Origin of the sequence: Aquirufa esocilacus (assembly GCF_042715595.1) — a bacterium.
In the GTDB taxonomy this organism is placed as follows: domain Bacteria; phylum Bacteroidota; class Bacteroidia; order Cytophagales; family Spirosomataceae; genus Aquirufa; species Aquirufa esocilacus.
In genome coordinates, this window is record NZ_JBBKXX010000001.1 from 926,435 (window position 1) to 946,118 (window position 19,684).

General features: G+C 39.6%; 18 protein-coding genes and 1 other RNA gene. 4 read left to right on the forward strand and 15 right to left on the reverse strand.

Going from position 1 to position 19,684, the window contains the following annotated elements; genetic code table 11:
• Positions 1 to 238 precede the first annotated feature (238 nt).
• Positions 239 to 1,636: an APC family permease gene (locus SKC37_RS04070; RefSeq protein ID WP_377980226.1), complete on the forward strand. Its 1,398-nt coding sequence runs from the start codon at positions 239 to 241 to the stop codon at positions 1,634 to 1,636.
• Here the strand turns inward: SKC37_RS04070 and SKC37_RS04075 are convergent.
• The 10 genes from SKC37_RS04075 to SKC37_RS04120 form a co-directional block, all read right to left on the reverse strand.
• Positions 1,624 to 2,526 carry an alpha/beta hydrolase gene (locus SKC37_RS04075; protein ID WP_377980227.1) on the reverse strand — a complete coding sequence of 301 codons (903 nt, stop codon included), beginning with the start codon at positions 2,524 to 2,526 and terminating at the stop codon, positions 1,624 to 1,626. The two genes, SKC37_RS04070 and SKC37_RS04075, sit on opposite strands and share 13 nt — an antisense overlap.
• Positions 2,523 to 3,437 (reverse strand): EamA family transporter, encoded by a 915-nt coding sequence (locus SKC37_RS04080; protein WP_377980228.1) that lies wholly within the window; start codon positions 3,435 to 3,437, stop codon positions 2,523 to 2,525. The genes SKC37_RS04075 and SKC37_RS04080 overlap by 4 nt, the downstream gene beginning before the upstream one ends.
• Before the next feature lies 1 nt (position 3,438).
• Positions 3,439 to 4,113, reverse strand: coding sequence for a tRNA (guanosine(37)-N1)-methyltransferase TrmD (gene trmD / locus SKC37_RS04085; protein WP_377980229.1), 675 nt, complete (start codon positions 4,111 to 4,113; stop codon positions 3,439 to 3,441).
• Positions 4,103 to 4,639, reverse strand: a complete 537-nt coding sequence (rimM, locus tag SKC37_RS04090; protein WP_130896766.1) for a ribosome maturation factor RimM — start codon at positions 4,637 to 4,639, stop codon at positions 4,103 to 4,105. Before rimM ends, trmD begins: the two co-directional genes overlap by 11 nt.
• 64 nt (positions 4,640 to 4,703) lie before the next feature.
• The gene (locus tag SKC37_RS04095) at positions 4,704 to 5,402 is read right to left on the reverse strand and encodes a 30S ribosomal protein S16 (protein WP_377980230.1); all 699 of its coding nucleotides are present in this window, start codon (positions 5,400 to 5,402) and stop codon (positions 4,704 to 4,706) included.
• 90 nt (positions 5,403 to 5,492) lie between these two features.
• Positions 5,493 to 5,847, reverse strand: an RNA gene (gene rnpB, locus SKC37_RS04100) — RNase P RNA component class A.
• 21 nt (positions 5,848 to 5,868) lie between these two features.
• A complete protein-coding gene (locus SKC37_RS04105) occupies positions 5,869 to 7,125 on the reverse strand; it encodes a DUF4403 family protein (protein ID WP_377980231.1) in 1,257 nt (418 codons plus the stop codon).
• A 60-nt stretch (positions 7,126 to 7,185) separates the two neighbouring features.
• Positions 7,186 to 7,932: a 3-oxoacyl-[acyl-carrier-protein] reductase gene (fabG, locus tag SKC37_RS04110; RefSeq protein WP_377980232.1), complete on the reverse strand. Its 747-nt coding sequence runs from the start codon at positions 7,930 to 7,932 to the stop codon at positions 7,186 to 7,188.
• Position 7,933: 1 nt separating this feature from the next.
• Complete coding sequence (locus tag SKC37_RS04115) at positions 7,934 to 10,507, reverse strand: ATP-dependent Clp protease ATP-binding subunit (RefSeq protein WP_377980233.1); 2,574 nt, start codon at positions 10,505 to 10,507, stop codon at positions 7,934 to 7,936.
• Between the two features lie 64 nt (positions 10,508 to 10,571).
• A complete protein-coding gene (locus SKC37_RS04120; protein WP_377980234.1) occupies positions 10,572 to 11,168 on the reverse strand; it encodes a WbqC family protein in 597 nt (198 codons plus the stop codon).
• 51 nt (positions 11,169 to 11,219) lie between these two features.
• Between SKC37_RS04120 and SKC37_RS04125 the strand changes: the two genes are divergently transcribed.
• The gene (locus SKC37_RS04125) at positions 11,220 to 12,104 is read left to right on the forward strand and encodes a lysophospholipid acyltransferase family protein (protein ID WP_377980235.1); all 885 of its coding nucleotides are present in this window, start codon (positions 11,220 to 11,222) and stop codon (positions 12,102 to 12,104) included.
• On the opposite strand, the gene SKC37_RS04130 is transcribed toward SKC37_RS04125, so the two are convergent.
• The 5 genes from SKC37_RS04130 to SKC37_RS04150 are packed head-to-tail and all read right to left on the reverse strand — an operon-like array spanning position 12,101 to position 16,168.
• Complete coding sequence (locus tag SKC37_RS04130) at positions 12,101 to 12,724, reverse strand: L-threonylcarbamoyladenylate synthase (RefSeq protein ID WP_377980236.1); 624 nt, start codon at positions 12,722 to 12,724, stop codon at positions 12,101 to 12,103. The genes SKC37_RS04125 and SKC37_RS04130 overlap by 4 nt on opposite strands.
• 5 nt (positions 12,725 to 12,729) lie before the next feature.
• Positions 12,730 to 13,644 (reverse strand): YihY/virulence factor BrkB family protein, encoded by a 915-nt coding sequence (locus tag SKC37_RS04135; protein ID WP_377980237.1) that lies wholly within the window; start codon positions 13,642 to 13,644, stop codon positions 12,730 to 12,732.
• Positions 13,637 to 14,050: an acyl-CoA thioesterase gene (locus SKC37_RS04140; RefSeq protein WP_377980238.1), complete on the reverse strand. Its 414-nt coding sequence runs from the start codon at positions 14,048 to 14,050 to the stop codon at positions 13,637 to 13,639. Before SKC37_RS04140 ends, SKC37_RS04135 begins: the two co-directional genes overlap by 8 nt.
• A 2-nt stretch (positions 14,051 to 14,052) precedes the next feature.
• A complete protein-coding gene (mltG, locus tag SKC37_RS04145) occupies positions 14,053 to 15,087 on the reverse strand; it encodes an endolytic transglycosylase MltG (RefSeq protein ID WP_377980239.1) in 1,035 nt (344 codons plus the stop codon).
• A 1-nt stretch (position 15,088) separates the two neighbouring features.
• On the reverse strand, positions 15,089 to 16,168 hold the full coding sequence (locus SKC37_RS04150) for an Ldh family oxidoreductase (protein ID WP_377980240.1): 1,080 nt from the start codon (positions 16,166 to 16,168) through the stop codon (positions 15,089 to 15,091).
• 89 nt (positions 16,169 to 16,257) lie between these two features.
• Between SKC37_RS04150 and SKC37_RS04155 the strand changes: the two genes are divergently transcribed.
• Together SKC37_RS04155 and SKC37_RS04160 are read left to right on the forward strand one after the other, a co-directional pair.
• Entirely contained in the window at positions 16,258 to 17,817 is a 1,560-nt protein-coding gene (locus SKC37_RS04155) for an FMN-binding glutamate synthase family protein (protein WP_377980241.1), read from the forward strand.
• 1 nt (position 17,818) lies between these two features.
• Positions 17,819 to 19,684, forward strand: a complete 1,866-nt coding sequence (locus tag SKC37_RS04160) for an ABC-F family ATP-binding cassette domain-containing protein (protein WP_377980242.1) — start codon at positions 17,819 to 17,821, stop codon at positions 19,682 to 19,684.

Below are 19,684 nucleotides of genomic sequence, written 5' to 3' on the forward strand. Positions count from 1 at the left end.
ACCGGTCTAAAATTGTACAATAGTTATATGTATTATCATTTGACATATACTACTCAGGGAATATAGACCATAATTGTATAAAAAATCAAAGAAAATATTTAATTTTTTTCCGTAAACGTTTACGGAAACGTTTACAATTGAAAAAAGTTCAAAAGACAGCAAACAAATCAGAGATTTTAATCGTTTCTTTGGATTTCTGATTAAAATCAGGAATTGTATTTAATCAATAAACACCTCTATGAATAAAAAATTAAACACCTTAGATGCCTCGATGTTAGTAATGGGATCGATGATCGGTTCGGGTATCTTCTTAGTTAGTTCTGAAGTAGCGAGATCTGTGGGCTCCCCTATTTATTGGATTGGGACGTGGCTATTAACTGCTTTTTTAACGATTACTGGCGCTTATGCCTACGGTAAATTAAGTTCTGTATTCCCTAAGACAGGTGGTCAATATATCTATTTAAAGGAGTCTTATAATTCCTTAATTGGCTTCCTCTTCGGCTGGACAACTTTCTTAGTGATTCAAACAGGTACTATCGCAGCAGTTGCAGTTGCCTTCGCTCGCTATGCTGGCTTTATTTTTCCTGGTATCCTAAACGATACACCATTAGTAGGTGACTATATAACAACACAGCAAATTTTAGCGGCTGCACTAATCGCACTTCTAACCTACATTAACAGTCGAGGTGTACAGTTTGCGTCCTTAGTTCAAAATATCTTTACCATTACCAAAATTGGAGCTATTATAATCCTCGTCATTATAGGTTTATATGTGGGCGTACAAAATGATTGGATTCACTTTGAAGGATTCTTTGCTGAGCCATTCACCGTTGATGCTACGACTACTACATCACACTCTATTGGAGGATGGGAATTAGCTTCACTGTTCGGAGTAGCCATGATCGGACCTCTGTTCTCTTCATCGGCTTGGAATAATGTCACTTTTGCGAGTGCTGATTTTGAGGATCCGAAGAAGACGATTGCCAAAGGCTTAGTATATGGTTCTGCGCTCGTATGCTTATTGTATTTACTCACTAATATGGCTTATTTGAGTATTTTGCCTTTACAAGGGGAAATAGATGGAATCAATAGTTATGCTCGTGGCATCATGTTTGCTACACAAGATCGCTTGGGAGCTGCTGCGTTAGAGACCGTATTAGGCGGGATCGGTGCCTTAGTGATGGCCGTATTTATAATGATTTCTACTTTTGGCTGTAATAACGGAATCATTTTAGCGGGGGGACGTTTATTCCAAGCGATGGCGAATGACCGTTTATTCTTTAAGAAAGCCGCTGAAACGAATGACAAAGATGTGCCAGTTTACTCATTAGGTATCCAAGGCCTTTGGGCTATTCTTTTGTGTTTCTCAGGATCTTATGGGACGCTATTAGACTTTACTGTATTTGCGATCTTGATATTCTACTTCTTAACGGTAGCGTCCGTTTTCAAAACAAGAATCATGCAAAATGAATTACCTCTTTTACAAAAGGTACTTTTCAGCGGCTATCTACTTTTATTAATAGGAATCGCTGGAAACCTGTTATGGGTAAAAACACTCTCCTCTTCCATTGGGTTAGGAATCGTGCTATTAGGTATTCCATTTTACTTTGTCATGAAGAAAACTCAGAGCAATTGATTTGCTTTCATCCAAGTAATTAAACGATCGAACCACAAGTCCCCACTTGTGGTTTTATTGTTTAGTCCAAAACCGTGACCACCTTTTGCGTAAACATGCAAATCAACGGGAACTTTATTCGCCGTTAATTTCTCTGCATAAAGTAACGAGTTTTTCAAAGAGACTGCGTTGTCATCTGCCGCATGTACTAAAAATGCTTTAGGAGTTTGAGCTGTTATTTGTTCTTCATTAGAGAAAAGTGCTAAATCTGCTTCACTAGGATTCTTTCCTAAAAGATTTTGGGAAGATCCACCGTGTCCAAAAGAACGCACAGAAATTACGGGATATAATAAGATCGAAAAATCAGGTCTAAGGTTGGCACCAGCATGTAAACCCGTGTAATCTTTAGCAAAGTGCGTAGATGCCGTAGCAGCTAAGTGCCCTCCGGCTGAGAAACCCATGATACCTACTTTGGCAGCATCAACATTCCATTTATCGGCATTCGCACGAACTAAAGCAATCGCTGATTGAGCATCTTGCAACGGCGCATACTTTTTCTCCACATGTGCAGAATCAGTAGGCAAACGATAATATAACACCAAAGCTGAAACACCAATCTCATTGAACTTAGCAGCAATGTCATATCCCTCGTGAGACGAGGCTAATATACGGTATCCTCCACCAGGACAAATCACCACGCAACTTGTCGGTTTAGTAGAACCTGCCACTGGAAAGAATCGATAGGTAGGAATAGTCACATCTGAAATGCGCTCAATTCCATCTGCACCTTTCGTGGCTTTTTGTTTATTCGCTACGGGCTTTGAATTGGGAATTCCAGCAGGATATAGAGGTAGAAAATCTTGTGCCATGATGGGTGAGGCAAAAAGAAGAAAGAGGACTAATTTTTTCATTTAGATGAGGTCTTTTCAGTAGTAATTAACAAGACAGCGGATAAAATCAAGCTACTTGCAAACAACAATATACTACTTAAAGACTCACCAAGAATAATATTACCCAAAAACAAAGCAATAATTGGATTCACATACGTGTAAGTGGAAACCAATGTGGCATCTAGAGCCTTGGACAAATAACCAAATAATCCAAAACCAACCATCGAACCAATGAGTGCTAAATAGGTAAATACATATATTGCTTTCAATGGCAATTCTGAAATAACTACGGATTGTGCATCACCTCGAAATAATGCTATGCCTAGTAATATAAGACCACCAGTAGTCATTTGAATCCCGCAAACCTGCGTAAAGTGATACGTATTCGCCTTCATAAACTGAATGTAGAAGACACCTAAATTCCACGCAACTACTGCTATTAACAGAAAGCCCATACCTCGGTAAAAGTCAATTTCCTTTCCCGGAATTGCTAAATTCTTTTGAGACGCTAATAGGATGATTCCCAAAAAACCAATTAAGGTACCTAATAGTTTACGATTAGTGGGTTTTCGACCTGAAATCCAAAAGAAAATAATCAATAAAAGTGGTCCTACTGCCATAAAAACAGAAGACAAGCCAGAGGGAATACTTTGGCCCGCTAAGGCCATAAAACCATTCCCTAAGGTAATTAACAAAACACCGGCTAAAAGATGTACTTTCCAATGCTGAAACGATATTTTTTGCCAATGTCCTCCTAGTATTGACCACACTAAAAAGAGTAATCCAGCGACTAAATTTCGGGAAAAAGAGATGACTAAAGGGGGTAAAAACTCCAATAGGATTCGAACACTCAGAAAGGTGCTCCCCCAAATAAGGTATAGGCCTCCAAGCGCTAACATCGTCACCAGCGAAATGGATTCCTTTTTGTTCATCTTAATCTAATAAATCAGGTCTTCTAGTCTGCGTACGCAAAACAGCTTGCTCGTGACGCCACTCTTCAATCTTCTTTTCATGACCTGACAACAATACCTCAGGCACATCCATCCCATCAAAACTTGCGGGACGCGTATACACAGGAGGTGCTAGTAAGCCATCCTGAAATGAATCTGTTAAGGCTGAACTCTCGTCCCCTATTGCTCCTGGAATCAAACGAATGATGGCATCAGCCGTAACGGCAGCCGCTAATTCTCCACCAGAAAGAACATAATCACCAATCGAAATCTCTTTTGTCACATACTTCTCCCGTATACGTTCGTCGATTCCTTTATAGTGTCCACAGATAAATAAAAGATTTTCACCAAGGCTCAATTGATTCACTAAGCCTTGTTTTAAAACGATGCCATCAGGACTAAAATAGATAATTTCATCATATTCCCGTTCCGACTTCAAGAATTCAATGCATTTTGACAAAGGTTCCACGGCTATCACCATACCTGCCCCACCGCCAAATGGATAATCATCCACTTGCTTGTGCTTCTTCTCAGAAAAGTCATGTAAATCATGAAATACCACCTCAACAAGCCCAGCCTTTGCGGCGCGCGCACAGATAGAATGCTCAAAAAAGCTATTCATTAAAGCTGGAACTACTGAAATGATATCAATCCGCATCTTCTTGAGTATAAACTTCTAATAAACCATCCGGCAAAATACTGTGTACAATTTGGTTTTTCTTATCCACTTTCGGGATAATCGCATCGATTAAAGGAATCAGCACCTCGTGGCTTTGGTAAATCATCACCACCACATCTTGCGCCCCTGTACTGTAAATCTCCTTCACCGTACCTAAGTCTCCTAAATTTTTATCTACTACCTGATAACCGATTACCTCATGGTAATAAAACTGATCATCTTTTAATTTAGGCAAAGCTGAAAGGGGTAAAAATACCTTTAAGCCTACTAAATCCTTCGTAGCGTCTAGAGAATTAATCCCCTCTAAGGTGATTAAATTCAAATTATCTCGAATTTGGATATCCTCCACAAAGTACGGGACCATCTCGTTTCCTTGCTGTAAAAAGATCGCATCTAGATCCTCATACTCATAAGGATCATCTACATCTAAATAAAGGTGAAACGCACCTTTTAAACCATGCGGTTTAGAAAGGGTTCCTAATTCGAAATATTCAGTCTTTGCCATAGGTACAAAAAAAAATCATACAAACTTGAGAACAAATTTGTATGATTCTACATGAAATCAAAAATTATTCAGCTGCTGGAGCCTCTTCTGCTGCTTCTTCAGCTGCAGGAGTTTCTTCTGCTGCTACTTCTACTGGCGCTGCTTCTACTGCAGGAGCCTCTTCTGCTACTACTTCTTCAACTGCTGGCGCTTCTTCAACAGCTGCAGGAGCCTCAGCTACTACTTCGTCAACTTCTACACCTGTAGCTTCCTCTTCCGCTTCGTTGATAGCTTCTACTACGCTAGCCACTAAAGCTTCTTCAGCTACTTTGTTTTTTGCAGCAATATTTTCAGCACGAGCGCTAGATACTTTAGCTTCAGCTTCTAAACGAGCCGCTTTAGACTTCGCTTTAGACTGTTGTAAAGTAGTCGCTTTCGTTTGAATAGATACTTCTTTCTCTGCTTTCCAAGCCTCGAACTTCGCATCTGCTTGTTCTTGTGTGATAGCACCTTTGTTCACACCTACTTGTAAGTGCTTCGCATACATAATTCCTTTGTGAGAAAGAATTGCACGAACTGTGTCAGTTGGTTGAGCACCGTTCAATACCCATTGGATTGCTTGTTTCTCGTTTAAAACGACAGTTGCTGGGTTGGTGTTAGGATTGTATGTTCCGATTTTTTCTACAAAACGTCCGTCACGTGGTGCACGAGCATCCGCAACTACTACATCGAACATTGCTAACTTTTTGCGTCCGCGACGCGCTAATCTGATTTTAACAGCCATTAGATATGGGTTTGTGAGGGATCTCGTCCCCCGGGTTTATAAATAGTCTGCAAAATTAAACTATTTTGCATTCATTTCAAACAAAGAAATAGAGAAAATAAACCGATAAGCCGAATTCTGTCAATGGTTACCCACCGTCCTATCATTTATCTTCGATAAACATCACTGTTTACCTGTAGCAATCTACCCACTAGCATCGGACGAGCCACCCTTTTGCCTTGCGGCAGCTAGCCTATTTGATCTTGCAACGCGTGAGGTTTACCTAAGCCTGTTTTGTCACCAAACCAGCGGTGGGCTCTTACCCCACCTTTTCACCCTTACCCGAAGGCGGTAATTTTCTGTGGCACTTGCTGTTGAATCCGAAGATCCCCCTTCCAGTTAAGAAGCACGCCGCTCTATGTTGTTCGGACTTTCCTCTTTAAAAAGCGATAGGATAGTCTATTTTCTCTGATGCAAAGGTAGGATTTTATTTGGCCAAAGACCAATTCCCCTCAAAAGCACCTTCAAATAACACAGAGCTACTATCGAAATAGATCTTTTGAAAACGAACGCGTCCGTTTTTGGCTAGAGTAATCGAACTAGGAAGACGATTAAGAATTTGCTTCGATTGAAAACGGAAAGCCGCCGCCTGTGACTGCAATTTCTTTTGAATGCGCCCTTTAAATAAAGAAGCGGGAAAAGATAAACCTTGAAGTTGCGTTTCCCTTACTTGAATACCAATAGAATTGTCGGGATAAATGACCAAATCAAAGCCCAACGTAAGTAGTGAAGATTTCCCTTTGAATTCAGCTAATTGAAAACCAAATCCCTCTTTTAAAAAAGTAAAACTTCCTGCACCTTTTAGAGAAGCATTAGTAGACTTTAATAAATCCATCAATTCAGAACCAGTCAACTGAAATTGAAATGGAAGAATGGGTTTAACTACACCAGGCAAATCTTTTATTGGAATAAAAGTGGGTATTGCTTTGTTTAGACCTGTAACAACTTTCAATCCTCCTGAAAACCTCAGTTGCCCTTTAACACTGGTCTGATCAAAACTAATATCTCGTAAATCCAATGCCGACGAAACCGCCGGAACAATCTGGTAACCCGTAGACGACTCAGGTATAAAAGTCTGCAATGCAAAGGGTTTCATTACGGTGCTCTTGATCGAATTATTCAATTGCTCTTGCATTTGAGCTAAAATCATCGCTTTCTTTTGATTCATGAGTTGATCCACCACACCCGAAACGTTTACCGGGAAACCCATCACTTTAACCGATGGTTTTTGGATCCACTGGTAGTCATAGGCTACTTCTTTCACCTGCAAGGAGTTAATGCTCGCTAGATTCCATTTCAATTGCACTTTCATCGCTAAATCACCCGAAACAGTACCAGCAGATATACCGGCAAGTTCCGGTTTCGCCACCATCCTAACTGGCAAAGATAAACTAATGTGATCCTTTTGAATGGCTTGCAATTGAATCGGTCCTAACAATCTCACATCTATGGGGAAATCAATAGAAGAAGCACCAGAAGAATTTTGATACAGCATAGAACCAGCCCTCAATTGACTCAAAGCAAATAAACTATCGTAAGAAATCGAGAAGTCCAACGTAGTCAAACCCGATTTAATAGTTGGAAAATGATCCACATAAACCGACTTTTCAGCAATCTTCGCAGGAACAATAGTCTTAGCACAAGAGGAGATAAAGCCTAGAAGAAATAAAAGATATATTCTCATAAAAAAAGAAGCCTCAATCTTTAACGAAAAGACTGAGGCCGTTTGTGTTTGAAATCTAAACTAGGTTAATAATCCACCGTTTACTGAAATAACTTGACCCGTTACGTAAGACGACATATCAGAACCTAAGAACAAACAAACATCCGCTACTTCAGTAGCCTGTCCTCCCCTTTTCATTGGGATGGATTTTGTCCATTCTTCAATAGCGGCCTCATTTAATTCCTCTGTCATCTCCGTTTCAATAAAACCAGGAGCAATGGCATTACAACGAATATTACGAGAACCTAGTTCAAGTGCCACCGATTTTGTAAAACCGATAATACCCGCTTTAGAAGCTGCGTAATTCGATTGACCTGCATTTCCTTTGATTCCGACAATCGAAGTCATATTTATAATAGAGCCAGATTTAGCTTTCATCATCGGCTTAGTAACCGCTTTCGTTAGATTGAAAATAGATTTCAAATTCACACGAATTACTTCATCCCATTGGTCTTCTGACATACGCATTAACAAACCATCACGCGTAATTCCAGCATTATTAATCAATATATCAATCGTTCCAAAATCAGCTAATACGTCTTCGACTAATTTCTCTGATTCTGTATACGAAGAAGCATCTGAACGATAACCTTTGGCTGTAATACCAAAAGCAGCTAATTCTTGTTCTAATGCATGACCCTTCTCAACGGAAGATAAATAAGTGAAAGCAACGTTAGCGCCAGCTTTGGCAAAAGTTGTCGCAATAGCCCGACCGATACCGCGAGAGGCACCTGTCACTAAAACGACCTTGTTTTGTACTAATGACATATTATTTTTTTTGTTTGGTTAATTCTTTTCTTGTTTTTCTGGCCAAAGTCAAGGCATCTGCCCCCTCTTCAAAATCAGCCACAATATATTCACCTTCCGCTAAGGCACCTTTCAATATCTCTTCCGCTAAGGCATCTTCTAAGTATTTCTGAATGGCACGATTTAACGGTCTTGCCCCATACTGTGGATCATAACCCTTATCAGCCATAAAGTCTTTCGCTTTCTCCGTTAATTCCACTTCGAAACCAAGGTTCGCTAAACGCGTTTTCAACTTCGTTAACATCAAATCAATGATTTGGTGGATGGCAGGACGCTCTAATGAGTTAAATACGATGATATCATCTAGACGATTAATAAACTCAGGTGCGAAAGCCTTTTTCAACGCATTTTGAATGGTTGTCTTCGCATATTCATCCAAATTATCCACTTTAGACTTCGTAGAGAATCCGATACCTGAACCGAAATCCTTTAAATCACGTGCCCCTATATTCGAAGTCATAATGATAATCGTATTTCTGAAATCAACACGACGACCTAGGCCATCTGTTAAAATACCATCATCTAATACTTGCAACAATAGGTTAAACACATCTGGATGAGCCTTTTCGATTTCATCTAATAAAACGACCGCATAAGGCTTACGGCGAATCTTTTCTGTTAATTGACCACCTTCTTCATAACCTACGTAGCCCGGAGGCGCTCCCACTAAACGAGATACACTGAATTTCTCCATGTACTCACTCATATCGATACGCACTAAAGCATCTTCTTTATCGAATAAATAGGTCGCAAGGACTTTGGCCATCTCCGTCTTTCCTACCCCCGTAGGGCCTAAGAAAATGAATGACCCAATCGGCTTCTTTGGATCTTTTAATCCTACGCGCGTACGCTGAATGGCTTTTACCAATTTCTTAATCGCATCGGGCTGACCAATTACTTGCTGAGAAAGTTGTTCTTCCATCTGCAGTAATTTCTCGCCTTCTTTTGCTGCTACACGATTCACTGGAATCCCTGTCATCTGAGCAATTACCTCAGCGACATTCTCTTCTGTAACCGTAAATTTCTGCTTCTTCGAATCCTCTTCCCAAGCAGCTTTCGACTGCTCCAATTGATCGATTAATTTCTTCTCCCGATCACGCAATTGAGCCGCTTCCTCGTATTTCTGAGACTTCACCACTTGGTTTTTCTCTTTCTTTACGATTTCGATTTGGCCTTCTAAGGCAACGATATCTTCTGGTACATTAATATTCGAAATGTGCACTCGCGCACCTACTTCGTCTAACACATCAATTGCTTTATCTGGCAAGAAACGATCTGAAATATAGCGATCTGATAATTTAACCGCAGAAATGATGGATTCATCCGTATACATCACATGGTGGTGATCCTCGTATTTATCTTTGATATTGTGTAAGATTTCAATAGTCTCCTCTACCGTCGTGGCATCTACCATCACCGTCTGGAATCGACGAGCTAAAGCTCCATCCTTTTCAATATACTGACGGTATTCATCCAGGGTAGTTGCACCGATAACTTGTATATCTCCACGAGCTAAAGCAGGCTTAAACATATTCGAAGCATCCAATGAACCCGAAGCTCCACCAGCACCTACAATCGTATGCAATTCATCAATAAATAAGATCACATCCGTAGACTTCTCTAATTCATTCATCACAGCTTTCATACGCTCCTCAAACTGACCACGGTATTTCGTGCCCGCCACTAAGGAAGCGATATCAAGGGTTACAACACGTTTGCCAAAAAGCACACGCGATACTTTCTTCTGCACAATACGCAAGGCCAAACCTTCCGCAATCGCTGTTTTACCCACACCGGGTTCACCGATTAAAATAGGGTTATTCTTCTTGCGACGTGATAAAATCTGTGCTACTCGTTCAATTTCTTTTTCGCGACCTACAATTGGGTCTAATTTGCCGTTCTCAGCCACCTTAGTCAAATCACGACCAAAGTTATCTAATACAGGGGTTTTACTTTTTTCACCTGGTTTTGAACCAGTGGTATTACCTGCACTTGCTCCCCCAGTAGAGCCCGATCCTGCGCTATATAAGCGTGAGTCATCGTCATTATCATCAGTATCAGAACTAGCTTTGGGATTTGATCCTTGTCCATTCCCTGATTGGAATTCAGCCATTTCTTTGATTAAATCATAATAGACTTGATACTTTTCCAAAATCTGAGTGGCCACATTATCCTCATCACGTAAAACTGCCATTAATAAATGATCTGTTTCAACGATGTTTGTCTTAAAGTATTTAGCCTCCAAATAAGTCAAACGCAATACTTTTTCAGCTTGCTTCGTAAATGGAATATTCAACATATTTTCCCGGTCAAAAGAGGAACGGGTCGTAGAAGCAGTCGAATGTTCGATACTTTGGCGTAATGAATCCATAGATACACCTGAACGCACTAATAAATCAACCCCAGGGCCCTGTCCATCTCGAATCATACCTAGCATCAAATGCTCAGTTCCGATATAATCGTGTCCTAAGCGTAATGCTTCCTCTCTCGCTAACGAGATTACTTCTTTCACCTTATTCGAAAATTTAGCCTCCATATCGTTCTATTTATATCTGACAATTAAGTGCTTCAACCCGTAAAACACCTAAATTGTTCCTTATTTATTTCAAAAAAGTCAAAGACTCTTTCCCGTGATTCATTAATAAATCTAAAATTGACAAATTAGGAACAAATTCACTACCAAAACATTGGCGATATGCTCTATTCTCATAGAATGACCGCTCTTTCCAATCTTTCTTCGCACTGATCTGCTCATATCTACTTATACCACTAAAAACCCCGAATTCTTGTGTCTTGTCATAAACAAGAGGCTCATCCAAAATCCGGTATACAAAACTCAATAGATCAATATTTAAATCTACTAAAAAAAACCTCTTTTTTGCAAAGATTTGACTTAAATATGGCTCAAAATATTCGTAATATGGACTGTTACCATAAGCGGCCTGAATAGCACCCTGGTGTTGCTTCACCCAATTTTGAGCATAATCAATCTTTGTATCTTTCGTTTTTGTTTTCTCTCCCGAAACGTGTATCACAGGCACAGTCAAACGTTCTACGCCGTTAGCCCCTAAAATGAGACAGCGATTCCGGTAAGTCTGTTTGGGGAAATTTTCTTCCACCTCAAAGAGTAAAGACGGATTCTGTAGTAGAACCGACATATATTCTAGACTTGGCAAATAATGAGTCTCAATGTGCATTCCCAAAAATAAATCGGATATTTGTAAAACGTAAATACAAAGATAATAAGAATGAAAGTGTCTCCCCTGTTTCTGTACAAACTAATTGGAAGATTACCTTTACCGGTACTGTATGGTTTCGCCTCTTTCTGTACATTTTTATTTTATTACTTGATCCCCTACCGTAAGAAAGTCATTCAAGGGAATATGAAAAATTCGTTTCCAACCCTTTCCGAAAAAGAATTGGGTAAACTTACCTATCGATTTTACGGCTATCTAACAGATCAATTAGTCGAATTTTTTAAAGGGGTATCTATTACCAAAGATGAAATGTTAGAACGCTTCGAAATTAAAAATGAAGATGTGGTGACCGATTTTATCAAAAAAGGCATCCCTGTTATTTTAGTGGCAGGTCACCAAGGGAATTGGGAATGGGCCATCCATCGATTAGCCCTTAGCAAAAATCCACATGACGTAATCTATCAAAAACTGAACAACCCCACCTTTAATGAATTCACCAAGCAGGTGCGATCACGGTTTGGACACGTGGTTTTGTTGGAGAAAAGGGAGTCGGTATTGTTAACCCGAGAAAGAAAGGATATTCCACGTGTTATTTGTTTAGCGGCTGATCAGGCACCTCAGAAACCTGAAAGCGCCTATTGGACGACATTTTTACAGCAAGACACTGCGTTTTTTACTGGGATGGAACGGTTTGCTAGAGACTATCAATATCCCGTTGTATTTGCAGAATTAATTCGCAAGAAGAGAGGTAAATATACCATGACGTATGAATTATTGGCCAATGCACCCTTTGATGAATTAGCCTCTGGAGAGATCATTGAACGATTTGCCAGGCGATTAGAAAAATCGATTGTAGCTTATCCTGAACAATATTTATGGTCCCATAGAAGATGGAAGCACACAAAGCCCGATAAATTAAACCTGAAGTGGTCTTAATTAAAGTCACTGCAATCACCTGCGCCCTCTCGAATAATATCAACTGAATCGTCTGTGATTTCCACGACGCTAGATGGAATATGTCCTCCAAATCCACCATCAAGAATCAAGTCTACCGCATGACCCCATTGATCTAAAATCAAACTAGGATCCGTATACTCTTCTACTTCTAAATGATCATGTGGCAAAGATGTTGTTAACAAAGGTGCCCCTAAAACCTCCACAATGGAAAGAATTGGTTCATAATCAGGTATCCGAATACCCACAGTTTTCTTACCTTGCACTAAAATAGAGGGTACTTTAGCGCTTGCTGGCAAAACAAATGTGAATGCGCCAGGCAAGTATCTTTTCAGCGTTTTAAAGGCGAAGTCCGAAACTTTGGCATAATTCGCGATCGAACTCAAATCTGCACAAATAAAAGAGAACCTATTTTTCGAGGCCTGAATTCCTTTAATTTCACAAATGCGATTGACCGCTTTCGTCGAATTAATATGACACCCTAAGGCGTACATCGTATCCGTCTTATAGATAATAACCGCATCTTTATCCAATGCTTTGACAATCAGCTCTATAGTTGCTTGACTGTTGTTCTTATCGTATAATCTGATTATTTCTGCCATGGTCCTTATTCAAAAAAATAATCTGTTTCAGACTCTTCCTGTTCTTCTTTGACCTGATCAATACTGGCGTTTATTTCAAAACCTACTAATAAGATTAGGGCAATTAAATACAACCAAACCATTAAAGCAATCAACGATCCAATCGACCCATATACCTTATTATAACCAGCAAAATTCACTAAATAATAAGAGAATAAATTAGTAACTAAAATAGTCAAAATTGAGGCCGTGATTGATCCTGCATTAAAAAACTTCCAGCGTTTTGTAATAGCTGGAGCATAATAATAGATAATGGAAATGGTCAAAAAGAAAATAGAAAACAGTAAAAAATAGGTTAAAATATTTAGCATATAGAAATTAAAATCGTAATCTATTAAGCCTTTGCCATTCAAATACCCTATCACTAGTTTACCTACTATAAACACTGAAAAAGCAGTTATTAGTACAAATGTTAATAACAAATTCAACGAAACGGCGATTAAACGCTCTTTCAAAATACCTCTATTCTCTTTTGTCCTGTAAGTCAAATTAAATGATCGAATTAAAGCCTGAATTCCACTGGTAGATGCGTAAAGAGCAAATAAGAAACCAAAGGAAAGGACACCTCCTGATTTCTTCCGAATCAAATCCAATAACAACTCAGTAAAATCTTTTTGTAAATGCTTAGGGATAGATGATTTCAAAAAATTGACCATTTTAATGTCAAAATTATCTACTGGAATATAAGCTAACAAAGAGAATAGAAAGATAATGGTGGGAAAGACCGCTAGCGTAAAATTATAGGCGACCGCGGCAGCCCTCACATCTATATCAAAATGAAATATCTTTTGATACAATATCGTCAAAATACGCGCTAGGATATAATGTTCTTCACACTCTCTCCAAAACAATTCTATCTCTCTCCAGACTTGTCTAATCATCTTTATGTTGTTTCAAAATCGCAGAAATCAACCATTCTGGTGCTTTCACCACTTTTTTAGAAGCTAAATCCATAAATACGAGGGTTGTTTTCCCCTCGTGCAGAAGAACGTCTGATTGATTATAAATTTTATATTCAAATTCAATCCGAGCAGATGGCATTTTAACCAAAGTGCAGTCTACCCGCAACAAATCATCATACAAGGCTGGAGCATGGTACTTCGAGTAGTTTTCATATACCGGTAAACCAATCCCGGCATCTTCTAACACTTTATAACTCACCCCAATACTTCGCAAGGTTTCGACTCGAGCAATCTCATAAAAACGTGCATAATTACCGTAATAGACATAGCCCATTTGGTCAGTATCAGCATAACAAACACGGTAAAATACCTGGTGTGACAGCATAATTAATGAATTTTGCGTTGATCTAAGGCTTTCTGGTAATCAGACGCATTTTGCATATGCTCTTCATAAGTGACTGCAAAAGCATGATTTTCAGAAAAATCGGCTTTAGCACAGAAATAAATGTATTTATGACGTTCTAAATTTAAAACTTTGTCAATTACATCACTTGGAACAATAGAAATTGGCCCAGGAGGTAAGCCCTTGTTTTTATAGGTATTGTATGGGGAATTAAGCGAGGTATACTTACTAGTGACACGTTTAATAGTGAAATCTTTCCATGCAAAAACTACCGTAGGATCAGCCTGCAAGGGCATATTTATCTGTAAACGATTCCAATAAACGCCAGCGACACGCGATTGTTCACTTGAATTCTTTGACTCGCCATAGACGATACTAGCAAGGATGGAAACTTCGGCAGGTGTTAAACCTAATTTTCGTGCCTTTTCCTTTCTGTCATTTGTCCAAAACTTCACATAGGCTTTGTTCATTTTAACTAAGAATTCTGGAAATGAAGTAGTCCAATTCACCTCATAGGTATTCGGAACAAAAATGGCGGGGCTTGTTTCTGCATTAAAACCCCATTGTTTCATGAATTCTGCAGAATTTAAAGCAGCATAAATAGCAGCAGAATCATAAGCCGTTTGCCGAGCAATACGACCAGCTATATCCTCCTTTAAACGAAAGTTATTAATAACTACTTTATACGCATCTTGACGACCATTTCTCAGTTTTCGTAACAATTCCCAGTTACCCATTTCACTGTGAATGATATAGCGACCCGGACGAACTTTTTCTGGATAATTCAAGACCTTCGCTAAAAACCGAAAACTCAATTGATCACGTACTAAATCATGCTTCTTTAGCGTATCCAAAACAGATTCATACGCTGACTTCTCCGGAATGAATAACTCAAACGGTTTATTTGCTTCCACATTAAAATTAGGCGTTTTAAAGACCTGCCAAACATAATAGGAAAACATAGCCGAAACTAAGCTGAATACTAAAATAAAAATCTTGATACGTTTATTCGTAACCATATTAATCTAATTTAAAATCTATGTTAAAACGAGAGGCTAAAGACTTTAAGTCTTCCACCACCGGGTTCAATAAAGGAATACCCTCGACACGACGAATCGCTTCTAATTCACGCTCTGGATCTCCAGGTATGAGAACCTGCTTTCCCTCAACCGCTTTTGCTGATCTAAAACGACGAATCCACTTATCCATATCTTTCGTAAAATCAGTTGCCGGTCTAAAGGCGTCTACTCGCATCGCACCTAAGAAATGCCCAGTTCCATTACCTACCGTTTCTCCTGCTTGCATGAAGCCAGCCGTTGCAAATGGAGGAACCCAAGGCCCAAAATTAGCACCAGATAACACTCCAGATAAAATATCAACGATAGCCCCTAAACCATATCCTTTATGTGACCCATGTTCTCTATCCCCGCCCAAAGGCAACAAAGCACCACCATTTTTGATGGCAAAAGCATCATTACAAGGATCTCCATTTAGATCTTGAACCCAGCCATCAGGCGTATCTAAACCTTTTCTCTGCAAAATCTCCAACTTACCATAAGCCACTGCAGTAGAGGCAAAATCAGCCACAAAAGCAGGTTCTTCATTCGCCGGAATAGCTACTGCAATGGGGTTAGTACCTAATAGTTTTTCCTTTGAAAAAGTAGGTGTTACTAATGGGGCTGCGTGAGTCATCGCCCACCCTATCATTTGAGAAGGCAAAGCTTTCATCGCATGATATCCAGCAATGCCAAAGTGATTCGAGTTCTGCACGGCTACCCACCCAGTTCCAGCGATAGCAGCTTTTTCACAAGCTATTTCCATCGCTCTAGGAGCCACAATCAATCCTAATCCACGATCCCCGTCTAAAGTGGCCGTGGAGGGTGTCTCATGCAAAACTTTTATTTGAGGTTTGGTGTTTAATCTTCCATTATCAAATAGTCGAACATAACCTGCCAAACGAGCCACACCATGAGAATCAATTCCACGCGCATCTGCTGACACTAAAACATCTGATGCTAAAAGAGCATCTTCCTCACTGCAACCCATTGCCGTAAAAACGGAGGCTACATATTTTTTTAATAAATGATAATCTGCCTGCATAGTCAAAACTAAACCACAAAGATAATTAGAACTATTGGTAATAATATTGCCAAAATGAACCTAAATTTGAACCATTAATCATCAACCCTATGAACATTATAACATCCGCCTATTTTTGGATTTCACTCCTTATCATCCTTATTGTTATTCGAGACGTTTTTATTCAAAAAAGCCACACCATTACCCACAATTTTCCTATAGTCGGTCACATTAGATATTGGTTAGAGCGAATTGGTCCTGAATTAAGGCAATACATTGTGGCAAACAATCGCGAAGAATTGCCTTTTAATCGACAAGAACGTTCTTGGATTTATGCTTCATCAAAGAATGAAAATAATTTACAAGGTTTTGGCACAGATCAAGACTTTAGTTCCCCTGGGTATATATTTATCAAAAATGCCATGATGGGATTTAATCCAGCAAAAAACCATTTATACCATCAAAATCCTGGCGTTTTACCAGCCGCCAAAGTTATCGGTTTATACCATAATAGAGCCAAACCATTTCGTCCCTATTCCATTGTAAATATCTCTGGAATGTCTTTTGGATCTTTATCAGCCAAAGCAGTCGAATCTCTAAACAAAGGTGCGCTATTAGCCGGATGTTATCATAATACAGGTGAAGGGTCCTTATCACCCTACCACCAAAATGGCGCTGATGTGATGTTAAATATCGGTACAGCCTATTTCGGGGTGAGAGAATTAGATGGACGTTTTTCGATGGAAAAGTTGAAGCAAAAGGTCGAAGAAAATCCTTGCATAAAAGCCATCGAACTTAAACTATCTCAAGGGGCAAAGCCAGGTAAGGGTGGAATGCTACCTAAATCAAAAATTAATAAAGAAATTGCAGAAATACGCCACATTCCACTAGGTCAAGACGCGATGTCCCCAGCTTTTCATTCCGAGTTCTCCACCGTCCCCGAGATGGTTGAATTTATCGAATCAATGGCAAATGAGACAGGATTGCCAGTAGGTGTTAAATCCGCCATCGGTAAATTAGAGCAATGGGAAGAGTTAGCTTCTTATATGGAGAAACACGGCAAAGGACCTGATTTCATCACCATAGATGGCGGTGAGGGTGGAACTGGAGCCGCTCCACATGCATTTGCTGACCATGTTTCCATGCCATTTACTTTTGCATTTGCCAAGGTTTACCAAATATTCCAACGTCATAACTTAACCGATAAAATCTTTTTTATAGCCTCCGGAAAATTAGGTTTCCCTGAGAAAGCTTTGATGGCCTTTGCAATGGGAGCGGATAGTATACATATCGCTCGTGAGGCCATGATGTCAATTGGCTGTATTCAAGCTCAAAAATGTCATACGAACCACTGCCCTACCGGAATTGCCACTTCAAATAAGTGGTTACAGGCTGGTATCGATGTTACATTAAAAAGTGAACGTTATTACCGTTACCATTATACCCTCGTAAAAGAAATCGCTGAAATTGCGCACGCCTGCGGGTATGAACACCCCACTCAAATGACCATGGACGATATCGAATGGTCAATGGGCGATAATAACCGTACGATGGCTCTTTCTAAGGCTTTGGGGTATACAAAAACAGAAACAACGTATGCCGGCTTAGAAGAATTAGTCAAATGTCCGCATTTAGGTGGTCTAAATGCTAGAAAACGGCTATCTTTGTAACATGTTATCAATATCGAATTTAAACTTCTATTTCGGAAGTCGCGCCTTATATGAAGGAGCAAGTTTACACATCAAGCCTAAGACTAAAATCGGTTTAATCGGTGCGAATGGTACCGGTAAATCTACTTTATTACGCCTTATATCCGGTGAATACACCCCAGATGGAGGGACTATTTCCAAATCTGGGGATTGCACCATTGGCTTCTTGAATCAAGATTTATTGTCTTACCAGACAGACGATAGCATCTTAAATGTGGCTATGCAGGCTTTTGAAAAGCAATTAGAACTACAAAAAGATATTGACAAGGTACTTCATAAGATGGAAACAAATTATGAAGACAAAGACATTGATGTTTTAGCTAAACTTCAAGAAGATTTCGAGCGTTTGGACGGTTATACCATCCAATCCCGTACCGAAGAAATCTTAGAGGGTCTTGGTTTTAGTACGAGTGATTTAGATCGCCCATTAAAATTATTTTCAGGGGGATGGCGTATGCGCGTCATGTTAGCCAAGTTATTGTTGCAGAAACCTGCCTTACTCCTACTCGATGAGCCAACCAACCACTTGGACCTACCGTCCATTGAATGGGTAGAAAAATACATTCACGATTACGAGGGATCCATTGTTGTGGTTTCTCACGACCGATACTTCTTAGATCGCACTATTGATAATATTGCCGAAGTTTCAGGTGCTAAAATCACGCTATATCCGGGTAATTATTCTTTCTACATGGAAGAAAAAGCACTTCGAAATGAGATCCAAAAAGGAGCTTTTGAGAACCAACAATCTCAAATTCGCCAGACAGAACGTTTTATTGAACGATTTAAGGCTAAAGCGTCCAAAGCAAGACAAGTACAATCGCGCGTTAAGGCGTTAGACAAAATCGATATCATCGATGACGTAATTGATGAAAAAGCAAAAGTGAATTTTAAATTCAACTTTGGAACGGAGCCAGGTCGATTTATTTTGTTCTTAGAACATATCTCTAAAGCATTTGGGGAGAAAGTTATCTTAAAAAACACCTCTGCTACCATAAACAGGGGAGATAAAATTGCCTTAATCGGAGCAAACGGAAAAGGTAAATCGACTCTTCTTCGAATCATTTCAGGTACAGAACAAATTGAGGGAGAAAGACGCACTGGGCATAATGTCATTGAATCATTCTTTGCTCAACATCAATTAGAGAGTTTGACCGTTGAAAACACCTTAATTGATGAATTGAAAGGCACAGGGACTACGAAAACCGAAATGGAATTACGTTCTGTATTAGGTTGTTTCTTGTTCTCGGGAGAGGAAGTATTCAAAAAGATTAAGGTCCTTTCTGGAGGAGAGAAATCACGTGTAGCTTTGGCCAAAGTATTGATCTCTGAAGCTAACTTCTTATTACTCGATGAGCCCACCAATCACTTGGATATGCAATCGGTCAACATTTTGATTCAGGCATTGCAACAATACGAAGGAACGTATGTAGTCGTATCCCACGACCGCTATTTCGTTAGTAATATCGCAAACAAGATTTGGTACATAGAAGACCACGAAATCAAAGAATACCCTGGTTCATTTGATGAATACGAGACTTGGATGGCTACCAGAGAAACGGCTAAACCTGCTGCGGTCAAAACAGCTGTAAAAGCAAAACCCGAGTTAGCTCCAGTCGAAGCAAAGGCACCCAATCAAGCGAAGCAAATTGAAAAGCTAGAGGCTGAGATCATGGAAATCGAAAATAGAATCGCTGCTATTGAAACCCAAATGGTTGATTTAGCCAATCAAGCTGATTATGCCGGATTAAAGCAATTGGAAAATTCGTTAGCCACAGAAAAAGCAAATTTAGCGGCAACCACCACATCTTGGGAAGCATTAATCTAA

Coding starts and splice junctions, on each gene's coding strand:
- fabG (WP_377980232.1), bottom strand. CDS start 7,932: ATGTCATTAGTACAAAACAAGGTCGTTTTAGTGACAGGTGCCTCTCGC.
- SKC37_RS04150 (WP_377980240.1), bottom strand. CDS start 16,168: ATGCAGGCAGATTATCATTTATTAAAAAAATATGTAGCCTCCGTTTTT.
- SKC37_RS04130 (WP_377980236.1), bottom strand. CDS start 12,724: ATGGCAGAAATAATCAGATTATACGATAAGAACAACAGTCAAGCAACT.
- SKC37_RS04125 (WP_377980235.1), top strand. CDS start 11,220: ATGAAAGTGTCTCCCCTGTTTCTGTACAAACTAATTGGAAGATTACCT.
- SKC37_RS04070 (WP_377980226.1), top strand. CDS start 239: ATGAATAAAAAATTAAACACCTTAGATGCCTCGATGTTAGTAATGGGA.
- rimM (WP_130896766.1), bottom strand. CDS start 4,639: ATGGCAAAGACTGAATATTTCGAATTAGGAACCCTTTCTAAACCGCAT.
- SKC37_RS04080 (WP_377980228.1), bottom strand. CDS start 3,437: ATGAACAAAAAGGAATCCATTTCGCTGGTGACGATGTTAGCGCTTGGA.
- SKC37_RS04105 (WP_377980231.1), bottom strand. CDS start 7,125: ATGAGAATATATCTTTTATTTCTTCTAGGCTTTATCTCCTCTTGTGCT.
- SKC37_RS04095 (WP_377980230.1), bottom strand. CDS start 5,402: ATGGCTGTTAAAATCAGATTAGCGCGTCGCGGACGCAAAAAGTTAGCA.
- SKC37_RS04155 (WP_377980241.1), top strand. CDS start 16,258: ATGAACATTATAACATCCGCCTATTTTTGGATTTCACTCCTTATCATC.
- SKC37_RS04120 (WP_377980234.1), bottom strand. CDS start 11,168: ATGCACATTGAGACTCATTATTTGCCAAGTCTAGAATATATGTCGGTT.
- SKC37_RS04140 (WP_377980238.1), bottom strand. CDS start 14,050: ATGCTGTCACACCAGGTATTTTACCGTGTTTGTTATGCTGATACTGAC.
- SKC37_RS04160 (WP_377980242.1), top strand. CDS start 17,819: ATGTTATCAATATCGAATTTAAACTTCTATTTCGGAAGTCGCGCCTTA.
- trmD (WP_377980229.1), bottom strand. CDS start 4,113: ATGCGGATTGATATCATTTCAGTAGTTCCAGCTTTAATGAATAGCTTT.
- SKC37_RS04135 (WP_377980237.1), bottom strand. CDS start 13,644: ATGATTAGACAAGTCTGGAGAGAGATAGAATTGTTTTGGAGAGAGTGT.
- mltG (WP_377980239.1), bottom strand. CDS start 15,087: ATGGTTACGAATAAACGTATCAAGATTTTTATTTTAGTATTCAGCTTA.
- SKC37_RS04075 (WP_377980227.1), bottom strand. CDS start 2,526: ATGAAAAAATTAGTCCTCTTTCTTCTTTTTGCCTCACCCATCATGGCA.
- SKC37_RS04115 (WP_377980233.1), bottom strand. CDS start 10,507: ATGGAGGCTAAATTTTCGAATAAGGTGAAAGAAGTAATCTCGTTAGCG.